Origin of the sequence: Clostridium sp. AN503 (assembly GCF_040719375.1) — a bacterium.
GTDB lineage: Bacteria > Bacillota > Clostridia > Lachnospirales > Lachnospiraceae > Brotaphodocola.
The window spans coordinates 1385487-1401432 of record NZ_JBFDTP010000001.1 but is presented as its reverse complement, the minus strand read 5'-3'; the positions used below and the strand labels follow the sequence as shown (position 1 = coordinate 1401432).

General features: G+C 53.0%; 16 protein-coding genes and 1 riboswitch. Of the genes, 3 read left to right on the top strand and 13 right to left on the bottom strand.

Annotated elements, in window-relative coordinates:
* Window positions 1-10: 10 nt before the first annotated feature.
* The 9 genes from AB1I67_RS06365 to AB1I67_RS06325 all read right to left on the bottom strand — a co-directional run bounded on the left by AB1I67_RS06365 (window position 11) and on the right by AB1I67_RS06325 (window position 9506).
* A complete protein-coding gene (locus AB1I67_RS06365) occupies window positions 11-604 on the bottom strand; it encodes an AIR synthase-related protein (RefSeq protein ID WP_367028966.1) in 594 nt (197 codons plus the stop codon).
* The gene (locus AB1I67_RS06360) at window positions 601-2229 is read right to left on the bottom strand and encodes a VanW family protein (RefSeq protein ID WP_367028965.1); all 1629 of its coding nucleotides are present in this window, start codon (window positions 2227-2229) and stop codon (window positions 601-603) included. Before AB1I67_RS06360 ends, AB1I67_RS06365 begins: the two co-directional genes overlap by 4 nt.
* Window positions 2230-2397: 168 nt before the next feature.
* Window positions 2398-3132, bottom strand: coding sequence for a 3'-5' exonuclease (locus tag AB1I67_RS06355; RefSeq protein WP_367028964.1), 735 nt, complete (start codon window positions 3130-3132; stop codon window positions 2398-2400).
* A gap of 77 nt (window positions 3133-3209) precedes the next feature.
* Window positions 3210-3863, bottom strand: coding sequence for an endonuclease III (gene nth / locus AB1I67_RS06350; RefSeq protein WP_367028963.1), 654 nt, complete (start codon window positions 3861-3863; stop codon window positions 3210-3212).
* A 34-nt stretch (window positions 3864-3897) separates the two neighbouring features.
* A complete protein-coding gene (locus AB1I67_RS06345) occupies window positions 3898-5745 on the bottom strand; it encodes a B12-binding domain-containing radical SAM protein (RefSeq protein ID WP_367028962.1) in 1848 nt (615 codons plus the stop codon).
* A 3-nt stretch (window positions 5746-5748) separates the two neighbouring features.
* Window positions 5749-6252 carry a dCMP deaminase family protein gene (locus AB1I67_RS06340; RefSeq protein ID WP_367028961.1) on the bottom strand — a complete coding sequence of 168 codons (504 nt, stop codon included), beginning with the start codon at window positions 6250-6252 and terminating at the stop codon, window positions 5749-5751.
* Window positions 6253-6319: 67 nt separating this feature from the next.
* Window positions 6320-7375, bottom strand: coding sequence for an L-threonylcarbamoyladenylate synthase (locus AB1I67_RS06335; protein WP_367028960.1), 1056 nt, complete (start codon window positions 7373-7375; stop codon window positions 6320-6322).
* A 123-nt stretch (window positions 7376-7498) separates the two neighbouring features.
* Entirely contained in the window at window positions 7499-8140 is a 642-nt protein-coding gene (locus tag AB1I67_RS06330; RefSeq protein WP_367028959.1) for an ECF transporter S component, read from the bottom strand.
* Between the two features lie 157 nt (window positions 8141-8297).
* A riboswitch (FMN riboswitch) is annotated at window positions 8298-8418 on the bottom strand.
* A gap of 164 nt (window positions 8419-8582) precedes the next feature.
* On the bottom strand, window positions 8583-9506 hold the full coding sequence (locus tag AB1I67_RS06325) for a LysR family transcriptional regulator (RefSeq protein WP_367028958.1): 924 nt from the start codon (window positions 9504-9506) through the stop codon (window positions 8583-8585).
* Window positions 9507-9611: 105 nt separating this feature from the next.
* On the opposite strand from AB1I67_RS06325, the gene AB1I67_RS06320 reads away from it, so the two are divergent.
* From AB1I67_RS06320 to AB1I67_RS06310, 3 genes are read left to right on the top strand one after another with little or no spacing between them, the layout of a single operon-like run.
* Window positions 9612-10127, top strand: coding sequence for a hypothetical protein (locus tag AB1I67_RS06320; RefSeq protein WP_367028957.1), 516 nt, complete (start codon window positions 9612-9614; stop codon window positions 10125-10127).
* Between the two features lie 35 nt (window positions 10128-10162).
* Entirely contained in the window at window positions 10163-10726 is a 564-nt protein-coding gene (locus AB1I67_RS06315) for a chromate transporter (RefSeq protein WP_367028956.1), read from the top strand.
* Window positions 10727-10728: 2 nt separating this feature from the next.
* Entirely contained in the window at window positions 10729-11292 is a 564-nt protein-coding gene (locus AB1I67_RS06310; RefSeq protein WP_367028955.1) for a chromate transporter, read from the top strand.
* Between the two features lie 26 nt (window positions 11293-11318).
* On the opposite strand, the gene AB1I67_RS06305 is transcribed toward AB1I67_RS06310, so the two are convergent.
* The 4 genes from AB1I67_RS06305 to AB1I67_RS06290 all read right to left on the bottom strand — a co-directional run bounded on the left by AB1I67_RS06305 (window position 11319) and on the right by AB1I67_RS06290 (window position 15596).
* A complete protein-coding gene (locus AB1I67_RS06305; RefSeq protein ID WP_367028954.1) occupies window positions 11319-11474 on the bottom strand; it encodes a hypothetical protein in 156 nt (51 codons plus the stop codon).
* Window positions 11475-11539: 65 nt separating this feature from the next.
* Window positions 11540-12235 (bottom strand): N-acetylmuramoyl-L-alanine amidase, encoded by a 696-nt coding sequence (locus tag AB1I67_RS06300; RefSeq protein ID WP_367028953.1) that lies wholly within the window; start codon window positions 12233-12235, stop codon window positions 11540-11542.
* A gap of 122 nt (window positions 12236-12357) precedes the next feature.
* A complete protein-coding gene (locus AB1I67_RS06295) occupies window positions 12358-13881 on the bottom strand; it encodes a metallophosphoesterase (protein ID WP_367028952.1) in 1524 nt (507 codons plus the stop codon).
* Window positions 13882-13934: 53 nt separating this feature from the next.
* Complete coding sequence (locus tag AB1I67_RS06290) at window positions 13935-15596, bottom strand: glycosyl hydrolase family 18 protein (protein ID WP_367028951.1); 1662 nt, start codon at window positions 15594-15596, stop codon at window positions 13935-13937.
* Window positions 15597-15946 lie beyond the last annotated feature (350 nt).

The window sequence follows — 15946 nt, the reverse complement described above, 5'->3', positions numbered from 1 at the left end:
CATCTTTGTGCTACCTGACCTGGAAATCCGGTATTACTTTGTAGATCTCGTCAGGCTGCGGACGCTCCAGGAACCCCCAGTCGTCCTGCACCTTCATCTCCCGCGCGATACCGTGGTTCACTTTTCCAATGACCTGGGCCGGGATCTGCTGCTCTGCCAGCTTGTCTGCCAACTGTCCGCCGTTCTCCGCTGTCAGCAGATAACATCCCGGGCTGTAGAGCCTGTACGGATTCAGTTCAAATCGTTCGCAGATCTCTATGGTCTCCTGCCTGACCGGAATCTTTCGCAGGGAAAATGCCACGCCGGTCTCATATGCTCCCGTCAGGTTCCAGATCGCGGTAAGTATCCCGCCTTCCCCCACCGGTTCACATTCCGCAGCGCCAAAAGCGGACCAGAACTCCAGCCCCCGCCGCTGCCCTTCGCCACTGATGTAATCTGCCGGTTCTATCGTATCCAGGTATTCGGCGGAAAACCACGCAAGGAGCTCCTGCCTCTTTGCGGCTGCGATAATAGCGCTCCCCATCTGTCCTGCAAAACCGGCCACCACCAGATCCTGACCAGCCCGCAGGCCGCCGGAGTTCTCACGTTCAATTTTCCGCATCATACATTTGTATCTCCATCTTTATGCTGCTTTATGCCGCAGGTGCATCCGGAGCCGGAGCTTCCGGAGCGGGCGCCGGCGCTTCTGGAGCCGGGGCGGGCGCTGCGAGCCTCTGGTGCCGGAGCCGGAGGCGCGGCTTCGGTCTGTACCGGAGCGGCTGCCTCAGTCGGGGCTGGAGCCGGGGCTGTCACGCCAGGGCCTCCATTGATCCCTTCCACTACTGCCGGTTCCGTTGGAACCGGAGCGGTCTGTTCAGGCTGGACTGCTGCCGGAGTTTCTGCCGGCTGCGCAGGAGCGGCTGTCGGCCCTACAAGCACGATCGCTTTGGACGCATTGTAGGTATCCGTATGGAGCAGAGTGCGCTCTGTCTCCACGCCGTCCACGGTCACAACCTTCCACAGCCTGGACTTCATCCCTCTGTGCGCTGACTGCACACGACGGCTGGCTCCCGGCGGCAGTGAATTGTCCACCCTCTGCTCCGGCGCTCCCGGATCATATACGCTCAACGTCTCAGAAATATACTCTACTTTCCGGTTGGCCGGGCGGGTCTCCTTGCCATAGATCGTAAAGGTAAGGGTCCTGCCCTCGGTATAGCCCTCCACATAGATCGGAGTGCTGTAATTGTTCGTAATCTTGATATCCTTGTAAGTACCTGCGATCGCCGCATCCATGGACGGCTTCACATAGGTGACGATCATGGAGTGGTTCTGACGCTGGGTGATCTCCATCTCCGCCCGGAGCGCCGCATTGTACAGGGTAGTCGCGATCTGGCATACTCCGCCGCCCACGCTGTCTACCACCTGTCCGTTTTCATAAGCCGCAGCCGTGTAGTAGCCGTTCGCCGTAGTGAACGGGTGCATGCACTCGTAACCCGACAGGGTCTCTCCCGGCATCAGCACATGTCCGTTGATCTTCCCCGCGCCGTTGGCAAGGTTCTTGGACCGGGAAGCGCCGCTGCTGCTGAAATCCGTGGAGCACGTTCCCAGCACATCGCTGATCGTGGAAAGCTGCTCCTCTGTGATATCCGGCTCCTTGACTGCCACAACTGCCTTTACAGTCAGGGCGTCCGTATCCGGCTCCTCCAGGGCTTCATTGATCGCTTTGCCGGTAGCTGCGATATCCACCACCTTGCCGCTGACTCCCGGAGTGATCTGGAAAGCGCCGTCCACACGGGTGATAGCGGCATTCTGAGGTTCTGCCATCAGCCCTTCGCACTTCTTACTGATGAAAGCCTCTACCTTTGCTTCATCCACCGAAGTCTCCAACGGAATATGCACCGGTTCCTTTTCCAGGTCCTTCAGCCCCATATACTGCTGGATCAGATTCCCTCCTACTGCATGCTCTGCCGCTTCCGACACCGCGTCTAAATTGCTCCACGCAAATCCCAGGGCCTTTGCAGTAGTTTCTGCAAGCTCCCCGTCGATGTCCAGCGTAACCTTACGGTCTGCCATATCATTCACATAATTCTGAATCTCCTTGCCGGCTTCTTCCTCTGTCATCCCGCCAAGGCTGAAATCTCCCACAAAGATTCCCTCCGGTATGGTCGTCTCTTTTGCATATACCGGTGTTGCCGCAAGCATGGCCATGGTCATCACCGCCATGCCGCCCAGTATGTTCCACTTTTTCATAATCAGGCTCCTCGTATCCCTTCCCTAGACCATTGCAGACAATACAACCGGCACTACCATAGCAAGCACCAGGACTACAATCACAATTGCTGCGAAAATTCTTCTACCCTTATTATTATGCATGTTCATCATAATGAAATTCACCTCTTTTTAATCTGTTTGCTGTTTTTAGATTCTTCCATACTGTGAGATGATCTTATCCTTGATCCGGGATATCTCATTCCGGCTCAGATAATCAATCTGCACAGGTAAATCTATTTTATGATATTTTAGTAAATACCGCAAGTCCTCTTTTTGCTTTTTCGACGCCGGCTGCTCCCTTTTTGCCTTGTAGATCAGCGGTTTGGGGATAAATGCCTCCGGTTCTGACTCTCCATAGGTCAAAAACAGCTTCTGATAAAGCCCGTTTGCGTCCCTTGCATCCGACAACGCCCGGTGGGCCGTTTCCCGCTCAATCCCGTAAAAGGCACATGCTGCTGCAAGATTCTTCCGCTCTTCCTCCGGCATGAATCTGCGGCAGAGCTTCAGGGTATCGATCCCCTCCCGCTCAAACTCCATCCCCAGATTGACCGCCGCCCGTTTCAAAAAGCTATAGTCAAATATCACATGATGCCCCAGCAGCGGAAGTTTTCCACAAAAATCCAGAAACTGTGACAGGATATCCCCAATATCAGGCGCATCCTCCACCATATCCCCGGAGATCCCGGTCAGCTCCGTGATCCGCTCCGCAAGCTCCCTGTGTGGATTGATCATGGTATGAAACTGCGCCGTCTCACGGCCATTCTCCACCCGTACTGCTCCGATCTCAATGATCCTGTCCCGCTTCGGATCCAGGCCGGTCGTCTCTAGATCCACCGCCACATAAGCCTGTGCCGCTATTTTCGCATTCACATCAGTTTCCATGTTCTCTTACCTTTTCCATCTGTTTTTCACCTGGATTTCCAACCGCTTTCCCCGCTCTTTTCACCCGTTTCCCTGATTCAGGCTTCCGCCGACGGACATTCTTCTCTCAGGAAGCACTGTGAACATTTGGGGCTCCGCGCTACACAGACCGTCCGCCCCAGCGTGATGATATGGATATTCCACAGGATCCAGTGGTCCTTCGGCAGCACCTTCATCAGTTCATATTCTATCTTTTCCGGGTCTTCCGATTTTGCCAGGCCAAGCTTCCTGGATATGCGTTTTACATGGGTATCCACCACGATGCTCGGTTCATTGTAAATATTCCCCCGGATCACGTTGGCTGTCTTGCGCCCCACTCCTGCCAGGGCGGTCAGCTCCTCCATGGTGCGCGGCACCTCGCCGCCATACTGCTCCACCAGCGCTTTGCAGCAGGCAATGATATTCTTTGCCTTCATGTGATAAAAACCCGTGGAGTGGATGTCCTTTTCCAGCTCCTTTATATCAGCCTGCGCAAATTTCTCCAGGGTGTCATATTTGCGGAACAGATCGGCCGTCACAATGTTTACCCGCGCATCCGTGCACTGGGCGCTCATGATGACCGCGATCAGAAGCTGCCACGGCGTCTCATGATTTAAATAACAACGGTATTCTGTTCCATATTCTTTGTCAAGCGCCGCCAGGATCCGGCTGACCCGGGCGTCCCGCTGGGCTTTTGTCTCACGTTTTGCCATATCATTCCTCCGTCGAATCTCTTCTATATACTGATCATCTGGTGCCTGGACTGCCGCTTCCATTCTTTCCCTCCGGCATGCTGGCCGTCTGTCCCAGCCCTGTTACCGCTGCATTTCGGTTCAAAGGGTCCTTCCGGCGGTAATCGAAAAGCAGCATCTGTCCTGACTGCAGCACCTCCACGTGGATCTGCGTGCCAAGGCTTCGAAACTCCGGCGCCATCACACGGATCTGGTTCTTAAATGGACTCTGGTCCGGCGCAAAGGATGGTCTGCTCTTTACATTTTCCCGCAGGTACAGGTCACACATCAGAGCGTCCTCGTACTCACAAAGGGGATGGGCCCTCAAAGGAACCACTTCCCTGCACTTCCCTGCTGCGATTTTGCAGATCAGATCATGCAGGATCTCATACCTTGCCAGCCGGCTGTGATTGAGCCCGGCCAGCCCATGCTCTGAATAATACGCAGCCAGGGCTTCAAACATGGCAAATGCATCTTCAAACTCCTGGACCAGCAGTTTTAAGGTCCCGGTGAACTGCCCGCTGTTATAGTAGACCTCCACCATGTCCTCAATCCCTTTCAGTTTCAGCACATCTCCGTAGGAAAGCCATCTGGTGGACAGCACCTCATAGGGCGGCAGAGTCCTGTAAACCAGCCCGTACTGCTCCGCCATCTCATACATATGAGAGCCTTTTAACACCTTCAAAAATCCAAGCTGCAGCTGATCCGGTTCCATGGCATATACGTCGTTAAAAGAACGCCGGAAGCTTTCATAATCCTCGAAAGGCAGTCCTGCGATCAGATCCAGGTGCTGATGTACATTATGCCCCGCATTGATCCGTGCCGTGATCCGCCGCACTTCTTCCAGATCCATTTTCCGGTGTATCTCCCGGATCGTATCCGGGTTGGTGCTCTGCACACCGATCTCCAGCTGGATCAGCCCCGGCCGCATCCTGCCGATCAGCTCCAGCGCATCTTCATCCAGCAGATCTGCCGCGATCTCAAAATGGAAATTGGTCACGCCGTTGTCATGCTCCAGGATATAACTCCAGATTTCCATGGCATGGCTCTTTTTGCAGTTGAATGTCCGGTCCACAAACTTTACCTGGGGGACCTGCCGCTCCAGGAAAAATGCAAGCTCCTTCTTCACCAGCTCCAGATCCCGGAACCGCACCGACTTATCGATGGAGGACAGGCAGTAGCTGCATGAAAACGGACATCCGCGGCTGCTCTCATAGTACACGATCCGGTTTTCAAAGCCTTCCATATCTTGATAGAGAAACGGTATCCGGCTCATATCCATCACCGGGTGAACCGGTCGGTCGGATATTGTGCCGTCCGGGTTGCGCCAGGTCAGGCCATCTATCTGTTCAAGGCCTTTTAAGAAGCGCTGCCCCACCTCTGTCATTCCCGGCACACTGTTCCCGCGTACAGCCGCCCATTCCCGCACACTCATTCCCAGCGCCTCATAGCACTCCAAAAGCCCGGCGAAGGTCTCCTCGCCCTCGCCTTTCATCACCCCGAATACCTCCGGCTCCCGCGCAAGCAGATCCGGCGCATCGAAGGACACCTCCGGTCCCCCCAGCCAGATATCCGTATCCGGCAGGACCTTGTGAAGGTCGCGGGCCAGATCAAGCGCATAGGTCACATTCCAGATATAACAGGAGATCCCCACCATATCCGGTTTTCTAAGATAGATATCCTCCAGGATCCGCTCCATCTGGTTATTAATCGTATACTCCGCTATCTCTACATGCACACAAGGGAGGCCCGTTCCTTCCGGATCCGGGTCTCCCTGGCTGCACTGCGCATATGTTTTTAAACTGTACACTCCCGGATTGGAGTGAATATATTTCGCGTTGACCGCCACTAACAAAAATTTCATCGTTTACACATCTATCTCTATCTTTCTGCCTGTTTTCTCATACTGGTAATACCGCACTCCCGCAGAATTCAGCATCCGCTTGGACGCCCTCACAGACGGGGAATCGGGATATTTATCTTCTTTATATATGATCGTCTTGATCCCGGCCTGAATGATGGCCTTGGCGCACTCGTTGCAGGGAAACAGGGTCACATACAGCTTGCTCCCCTCCAGGCTTCCGCCCCGGTAATTCAAGATAGCGTTAAGCTCGCTGTGGGTCACGTACAGATACTTGGCGCTGTACGGGTCCGTAGTCTCAGCCTCCTTGCCCCAGGGAAATTCATCATCCGAACAGCCTTTTGGAAATCCATTATAGCCCATGGACATGATCTTGTTGTCCTGGCTGACAATGCACGCCCCCACCTGGGTATTGGGGTCTTTGGACCGTCTGCCGGACATGTCCGCCACGCCCATAAAATACTCGTCCCAGGAAATATAATCCACTCTCTTATTTGTTGTCTCAGACATCCTGCGCCTCCTTTTCAAACAGTTATTAACGCTCCCAGCCCCTCGCAGCCGCCACATCCCCATATGCTCAAACACGGATAATGTGATATCCCGCCGCCTTGGTCAGCCGGTTCATGATGGCCTGGCCTAAGTGATCCTTTGAAAAGCTCTCTGAATAAATACAGTCCACCTGCAGATCATCAAACTCCCGAAGGACTGCAAACAGGTTGTGGGCAATGGTCTCCTCCTTCGCCCGCAGTCCTACGCTGCGCACCTCTCCATAGTGGTAGCGGTCTCTGGTCTCATCGGTGCAGATCACGCCCACATGATATTTCTGGCCCAGCTTTTCTTTTACAAGAAAATTGATCCTGCCGACCACAGAATCCAGCTCCCCTTCCACCAGGGTCAGCTCCGCCTGCGGAGCATAGTGCCGGTACTTCATCCCCGGCGCCTTCGGCCTCACATCCGCCTTAAGCGGTCCCTGAAGCGTCGGATCGACCTCTACTCGGCCCACTACAGCCTCCAGCATCTCCATCGTGACCGCGCCGGGACGGAGCAGGGCCGGCACCGGGCCGGACACATCCACGATCGTGGACTCCACCCCGATCCCTACCGGGCCGCCGTCCAGGATCATCTCAATCTTCCCTTCCATATCCTGCCATACATGCTGTGCTGTGGTAGGGCTTGGCCGCCCCGAGGTATTGGCGCTGGGCGCAGCGACCGGCACTCCCGCCAATGCGATCAGCCGGTTCGCCACCGGATCGCTGGGCATCCGCACCGCCACCGTATCCAGGCCTCCTGTAGTGCCATAAGGCACCCTGCCGCTCTTGGGGAACACCAGGGTCAAAGGCCCCGGCCAGTATGCCTGTGCCAGCTTTCTTCCCGCCTCCGGCACTTCGGCAACCAAGGGTTCCAGCTCCTTAAGGCAAGAGATATGAGCGATCAGCGGATTGTCCGACGGCCGCCCTTTCGCTGCGTAGATCTTTTTCGCGGCCTGCTCGTCAAGCGCATTGGCGCCCAGTCCATACACAGTCTCTGTGGGAAATGCCACCAGCCCGCCGTCCCGGAGGATCTGCGCCGCCTCCAAAAGCTCCGCGTCCTGTATATCGTTTGAATCCTTTATCTTGATCAGCTTCGTTTCCATATTCTTTCGCTTCCTTGGCCTAAAACTTTTTCCATTACGATTTATCATAACACAAGACTCCCTGCGGTGCAAGCCGTACCACAGGGAGCCTTACGCTAAAACATATTCTCTTTTTATCAAATATTACGCACGTACCCTGCTTCTGCGTTTCTCTGCCTGAGCGCTGCCTGCGTCATGGATCACCACGCTGACCCGCTTATACACCAGGACTGTAATCAGGGAGACAACGATACCCTTTACCAGATTGAACGGGCCTACACAGATCACCGCAAAGGTCCAGATATTACTGATCGCCGGATTGATCGCTGCGCCCGCTGCGATGATGGTATCAAGCGGCATGAAATTCGAGTAGAACGGAAGCATCACCAGCGCATTGCCGATAACTCCAACTACCGTAAACAGCACCGTTCCCACCATAAGGCCCGTCATTGCGCCCTTTTTCGTCTTACGGTATTTATAGATCAAGCCAGCCGGGACTACCATACAGCATCCGAAGGTCAGATTGGCCAATTCTCCTACAAAACCGGTGCTGGTAGGCTTGAGCACCAGCTTCACCAAAACCTTGACTACCTCCATCACTGCGCCAGCCAGCGGCCCCAGTGCAAAGGTCCCTACCATAACCGGCACCTCGCTCACATCCAGCCCATAAAAGCTCGGCGCAATAAACGGCAGCGGCAGCTCAAACACCATCAGCACACCCGCCAGAGCGCCAAACATGCCCATCAGCACAACATTTTTCGTAGTCAGTAATCTGTTTTCCTTCATTTCTTCTTCCTCCTGAAAATAATTATGTTCGTATGTAAGTTCATCATTCAGAGGAATCATATGGCTGCTGGCTCCAGAAACGCAAAAAACCCCGGACGTGGAAATCCGGGGTCGTCAATACTTAACAGGAGTCGTGCGCTTAATATAAGCTGCCACACAATTTCTTCTCTCATCCAGACTATACTGTCGGTCCTGGAATCTCACCAGGTCAACCGCTTGTGCAGCGGGTCGCGGACTATACCGCCGGTAGGGAATCGCACCCTGCCCCGAAGAACTTATATTTTACTCTTTTAGTATACTCATTTACATGCCGTACGTCAACTGTTTTGTTACTTGAGTTTCCGCATTATGCTTCCAGGCTGATCCAGTATCTTTGCTTTACTGTTCCATTGACTTCTATCTCATTTAGATTCCTGTCCGTATCAAGGCATAATTTCCTCCTTTACCCTGCCGTACTCAACCCACTGTACCGCGGCAGCGGATAATCCAGCTCATAATATCTACAAAGGCTGATAAACGCCTCCATGGACTTTGTCAAAAGCTTATCCCTGTGATATACGATATAAAAACACCTGCAAAACTCCAGCCCATCCACCTTCAGTTCATACACCTGCCCCTGCTCCACCACGCCCGACACCATACGCCGGGGGACCACCGCGATACCCAGTCCGTGGATGACCGCATTGACCAGCGCCGTGGTGCTCATGGCCTCCCACACGGGAGCCACATGCAGGTCATGGCGCTCCATCACCTGGTTGAACACCTCCCGCGTCCCGCTCCCCAGCTCCCGCAGAAGAAGCCTCTGCCGCACAAATTCCTCCGTACTTAAGACCTGGTTCTCATGAAACGGCATCCTGGCCGGGGCGATCACCGCAAGGGCATCCTCCATATATGCCTCGGAAACAAGATGCTCCTGATGTACCGGAGTCTCCACCAGAGCAAAATCCAGTTTATTCTCCAACAGCTTCCGCTCGATCATATCAGAGGTCCCGATCTGCACGCGCACATCGGTATCCGGGTAGAGCTGAGAAAATACAGACACATAATCCGGCATAAACTGGGAGCCAACCGTGATGCTGGAACCGATGCGAAGGACCCCCAGGGCATCCCAGTTCTTCATGCCCTTTTCCATGTCATCAAACAGGGCTCCGATGCGCATCGCATAGGACTGAAGCTGCTTGCCTGCCTCTGTCAGATACAGCCGCTTGCCCAGCCGGTCAAACAGGCGGACGCCGTACTGCTGCTCGATCTCCTTGATGGCGAGCGTCACTGCGGGCTGTGACATATACATCTGCTCCGCGGCCCGTGTCAGATTGCACTGGCAGCTGCAGACCTCCATAAAAATGCGGATATGCCGGATTGTCATGGTTTCTCCCTTCTATATATCATTTTACTTATCATTATGATATAATTATATTATTTTATTTATATGATGTCAAATGCTATAGTAGTAGCAGAGAGGAGGGGTCCTATGAAATACCACATTCATTACGGCAGGCTTTTTCCTGTAAGCCAGGATGAGAAAAAGGATTGCCTTTGTTATATCAAACCGCCGGTCTATTCGCAGAATAAACGGCTCTGCTCCGCCGACGGCACGCAGGAGGTTTCTGTCGAGATCGTCGAGGCAGGAACCGACTCACAGCATCCCGCTCACCGGTATATCATAAAAGACCCTGCAGGGAATCTCCTTGCAGCAGGACAGCCAGGATATACCGGAGGAACGGGCATCCATCCGTTTTCCCGGGGACCGCGCGCAGACCATGTTGCCATAAAGCTGCCTGGCGCCTCCTGCAGGCTCCAGATGCAGAACAGCCAAAACTTCATACTTATGATGGAAGACGGCAGGAAGGCGATGGAACTGATCCACAACGGGGTCAGCGGGGGATGGAACGTCTCTGCTGACGACTCCCTTGACGTCATGCTTGTCATGGGGATCTTCCTGTTTTCCCGTTATCTGGATAAGGAAAATGAGTTTGTAGTTGTATAAATAAATCATATAGAAAGGATTTTAAAAATCAGATCATGAAAAAAGAAATTTTAAGAAAACTGTTCTTTTCAACGCTGTATTTAAGCACCTTCACCTTCGGCGGCGGCTACGTGATCGTCACCCTGCTGAAGAACAAATTCGTGGATGAGCTCCACTGGATCGACGAGGAGGAAATGATGGATCTTGTAGCCATCGCCCAGTCCTCTCCCGGCGCGATCGCCGTAAACGGTTCGATCGTGGTAGGCTACAAGCTGGCCGGCATCCCCGGCATCTTCTGTGCTGTTGCCGGGGCCATCATCCCACCGTTTGTGATCCTCACCATTGTATCCTTCTTTTACAGCGCATTCCGCAGCAATACCGTCATACAGGCTCTGCTGGGAGGAATGCGGTCAGGCGTCTGCGCAGTCATCATTTCCGTTGTATACGACATGACCTGCGGTATCGCAAAGACGAAAGACTGGCTCCTGTTTGTCATTATGGCGGCAGCATTTATTGCCAACTTCTATTTTAAAGTGAATGTTGTTTATATTATCCTTCTGACAGCCCTTGTAGGCGTTGTCCGCACACTTTTGAGCCAGAAGGCAAAGGAGGCCAAATAATCATGATCTATGTACTTTTGTTTACCGCGTTCCTAAAAATAGGCGCTTTCAGCTTTGGCGGCGGATATGCCGCCATGCCTCTGATCCAGGCACAGGTGATCGACAAATTCCACTGGCTTACGATGACTGATTTTTCTGATCTGGTCACGATCGCAGAGATGACGCCGGGTCCGATCGCCGTTAACTCCGCAACCTTTGTGGGCAATCAGATCGCAGGGATCCCAGGCGGGCTGGTCGCCACCTTTGGCTGCATCCTGCCCTCCTGTATCTTTGTCACCGTGTTGACCAAATTATATACAAAATACCGCAATCTGACCCTGATGCAGGGGATCCTGACCTCCCTGCGCCCGGCTGTGGTCGCCATGATCTTAAATGCGGGTATTACCATCATGATGCCATGCTTTTTTGCCGACAGCCATATTTCCTTTGCAGGAGGCAATTTCCAGATCCGGTTTTTCCTTTATTTCCTCGGCGCGCTTTTTGCACTGCGCAAATTTAAGATCGACCCGATCAAAGTCATGGTTAGCTGCGGGGTTTTAGAGGCGTTGTTCCAGCTCATGATCTGACCGCCATGGATAAAAACGAGGGGCAGCTATTCGCTGTCCCTCTCGTCGTCTGCATCCCTGTATCTCACCGCGTTGGGGCCAAGGAACTCCCCGTCGTGCCAGAGTGGATTGAATGTCTCCACCTTTTTGGCTTCCTCGATCAATTCTTTTGTAGGCTCCTGTTTTCCCTGCTTCTGGTCCATTTTATCACCTCAAAGCTAGTGTGGACAGGAAACGGCGGATTATTCATCTATGATCCCTTACACGGTCACTGGCTGTTTAGATACTGCATGATCCCCATATGGATCGTCCAGGCCAGCCGGTTCTGATACTCTTCGGAATTCAGAGCCGCGGCTTCTTTCCAGTTGGACAAAAAACCGCATTCCACGATCACAATGGGCTGCTTCACATGCAGCAGCAGATAATAGTTCCCGTTGGGCTTCGCCTGACGGGTATTTTTATCTCCTAAAACAAAATCAAAGCGCTTCTGCAAAATCTCCGCCAGCTTTTTTCCTTTCTCCGAATCCTTGTAATAGAAAACCTGGCCGCCTGAGATCGGTTCTTCATGGTAACTGTTCTGATGGATGCTGACCACGATATCCGGCGACGCCTCTTCTATCCTGGCACACCGGTTCTTCATATCCGCCATCTTTTTATGGCTGTCACTGCTCTCGTAGAGACCTCTGTCATCCTCCCGGGTCATAACGACCTCCACGTCGGAAGCCTCCAGATATTCCCGCAGTTGTTTTGCGATCTGGAGGTTAATGTCTTTCTCCAGGCTTCCGTCCACGCCGATCTTGCCGGGATCATTACCGCCGTGCCCGCTGTCGATCACAACAACCGGCTTTTTCCTGCCCGCCACCACATTCTGACCGGAAACCATCATCCCCGCATGACGGGATATCAAAAATACAAAGACCAGCAGCAGCGCTGCCATCAACATTTCCGCTTTCCGATTCTCCACCACGTCTTCTCTCCACCTTTATGACATTGCTATAATCTAATATATCGTTGTCTGATAGAAAAAAGACGTAATGTTTCCAGCTCATTCTCCTGCCCGGTTGTAATCCTGGACGGCGTCACGGATTATGTACTGAAGATATTCCGATTCCTCTCAGCCGCGCCCTCGTCCAGCCACAACTGGTAATCCTGATCCTGCTCCACGCCGTCCCTTACCAGATATGCCGTCCCCTGGTAATAATAGTAATTCAGCTCTGAATACAGGCGGGACATCCGCATCCTTTGGTCATCCGTAAGCCCTCTCACTTTTTTCAGAGCGTCTATGGACTGATTGTAAAATACCTCCCGCAAAAACGGGTCCTTGAACTTATTGAAGTTCAGCAGGTTAATATCGGAAATCTTCTGGTCCGCTGCCCATTTTTCCACATCTACAGCCCATGTCTTGTAGTTGAAGCTGCCGTCGTCTCTCCAGGTGAGCGCGCCATACTGGCAGGCCGGCGTCGCCAGGGAGCTGGTCACCATCTCCCAGATACCGTCGTCCCCATCCGACCGCTTGCAGTGCTGCACGTGGAGATGACCGCTTAAAAACAGAGGGATATCCCAGTCCTCCAGAAGCTCCACCAGCTGTTCCCCATGCTCAATCGTACAGTCGTCCACGTAGATCTCACTCTCATCCAGAAGATTGTGGTGCGCCACCGGTATCACATACGCGTCCTCATCCCAGGCAAGCTCCAGCTGCTCCTCAATCCAGTCATAAGTGTCGCTTAAGATCGCGCCCCCTACCTTCGCCACCGGACGGTACTGGCAGGTATCCAGCATCAGCACCCTGTTCTCTTCATCCAGCTCATACACATAGCTTAAACTTCCACGGTCCTCGCTGGCTGCATCATCGTACCCAAAATCCCGGTAAATCTCACGGAATTCCTCCGGCGTGGTGTACTCTGCCGGAAGCCGTTCTGTGCCCTCAAACCTCGCCGCCCGGCGGTTGTTGATATCATGATTGCCCGGGATCACGAGCACTGGGATCCCGGCATCCTTTACCCGGTACAGCTTCTGCGCCAGCTCCTCATGGCTCTTCTTCTCTCCGTCCAACGTCAGGTCCCCGCTCAGGATCAATGCGGCGGGCCGCAGCCGGACAACCTCGTCCAGAAACGCATCCGTGATCTCATCAATATAAGTGACTACTTTCCCATCTCCATGCTCTACCATCTGCCGGAACCGGACGCCCCCGTCCGTCAGGGAATTGGCCAGATAGTGGATATCCGTTCCAATCAGGATGTTCTTCTCCCAACCTTCCTCCGGCTGCTCATCCCCAGGCTTGTCTTTGCCTGATTCCGGCTCCGTTTCGAGCGTCTCATGCCCGGAGGACGGTTCCTCCGTCACTGCCTCTGAAGACGGCTCAATCTCAAACGGCTCCGATCCAGACGTCCCCGTCCCATCCGTCTCTGCTGTACCCGACGGTGCTACCGATACGGAAGGTTCCACATCTGTGCTGCGCGTACATCCACAGACAGTGAGCGCTGCCGCGAGCGCCAGTGCCGCCGTTTTTGCAAAAATGGTCATCGTTCTTTTTCTGCACTGTCCATTATTGCACTGCTCCATGTCGTGCCGTCCAGCATCAGCTTTCCCTGCACCAAACCATCCCATCATACACAACACATCTTTCCTGTTTTATAGTGATCTGTCCGGTCCCTGCCGCCTCTTTATGGCAGTTTCACCACATCCCAAAGCTCCGGCGGTTCAAAGCCCAGCTTCCAGCACGCAACTCCTGCCAGGTCGTAATCCCTGATCAGCTGCATCTTTTCCCCGATGGAACGCGCCTCCTCCATCCAGATGGAGTATGTCGCCGCCCCCTGCTTCAGTTCTCCGTAGTACTGTCCCAGCTCCTCCTGCCAGTACAACTCCACTTGATTTTCTTCCACCCACCGCGTGGCGGCTTCAATCCCCATAGACTGGACACTGGTCTCACCCACCTCCTCTTTCCACAGCCGGGTAAAGAACGGGATTCCGCTGATGACTTTCTCCTTCGGGACCTGCTTTAATGTATCCTCAATCCCTTTTCTCTCATATCCAATAGATGCGACAGAACCTGCTTCGCTCTTGGATGTATGTTCATCATATCCCATAATGATCACGTAATCCGCCACCCGTCCCTGCTCCGCCCGGTTGTAAAATGCGCTGTACGGCGACGGCACTGTATTGTCCACGGACAGTACGATACCATTCTTCCGGCAGTCCACAGACAGCTCGCGGATAAACTGCACATAATGAGGGCCTGCCTCCGGCTTGATCCCCTCGATATCCAGGTTGATCCCGTCTATCCCATACTGCTTCACTTCACTGATCAGATCAGCGATCAGCTTCCTTCGCGCTTCGGTGCTGGCAAAAAGCACTTCTGACTGCACACGGTCGCCCCGGTTGAAATTGTCCAGGACCGCCCAGACCTGCATCCCCATGGCGTGGGCCTTATCCACATAGGACTGGTCCGCAAGAGACTCGTACGTACCGTCGTTCTCCGTCAGCATAAACCAGGTGGGGGCGATCACATTCACCCCTTTTGTATTGGCTGCAAGCTGCTCCATCGACTGGTTGGCCTTTTGGGAAGTCACCTGATGCCATACCAGCGTCACCGGCTCCTCCATGGATATACTGGTGTACTCCGGCTCATCAAAGGTACTCACCCTCGCGCGCGTCTCAGCCGCCTCCAACAGTTTATTCTGGATATAGCCGACATATCCGTCGCTGGTTCGCACATAAGTCCAGTTCTCAAGATTCTCAAGCACTGTGACTTCCGCCCCGGACAGCACATCCGTCAGGATATCACTCTTGACTCCTCCACGGATGCGGACCTTTCCATCCTTCTTGACAGCAGAAACTTCTTCGGCATCCCAGACCGTGTCCACAAAGATCCGTTTTACCTCGCCGCTGTCAAACACTTCCATGCGGACATCCGTATAAGTGGTGATCAGGCCGGTCATCAGCCACACCTGGTCGTCCTTCTGGACCAGCAGCGGTTTTCCATTGCTCCCCAGGGTAGACCCATCTGCATAGACAATGGATTCCGGCAGCGTATAGATCAGCTGGCTGCCTGCCGCATCCCAGTAGAACTTCTCGTTGATATTCTCGTTCACCCAGGTCAGCGGAAGATAGACCTCTCCATCGATGTACCGGCCTGTCACAGATTCGGCCTGCACATTGTCGAGAAATACCGCCACCTCATCGCCGCTTGCGCCAAACCACGCTGTCTGGTCGGCAAGGTCTTTGGACGGGGCGTATTTATAATAGAGGAAAAAGCCTGCGGCTGCTCCTGCAAGGATGAAAATCGTGATAAAAACGGTTATCAGGGTCGTCAGAAATCTTTTCATTGGTGGACTCTCCTCCGGGGGTATATTTGAATTACATTATACCACAGATGGTACTCCTGTTTCTCTTAAATTTTCATAATAATTTTATAGCTTTTAAAATAATACCTTATGAGAATAACCAAATATGTATTGTACGAAAACTTTGTGTATTTTGTTATTTTATTTAAAATTTAATTTATATATTAATTATTAAATTACTATTGACGATATATCGTCCGTTTGTTAGAATATAGTTAAATAATGCTATTGAGAAAAAGAGTAAGGCATGTATGTTACATGACAGCCTTGCTCTTTTTATATTTTACCCGTGAAGTGAACTGACTGTATCATTTTCAAATCTAAAAAAAGGA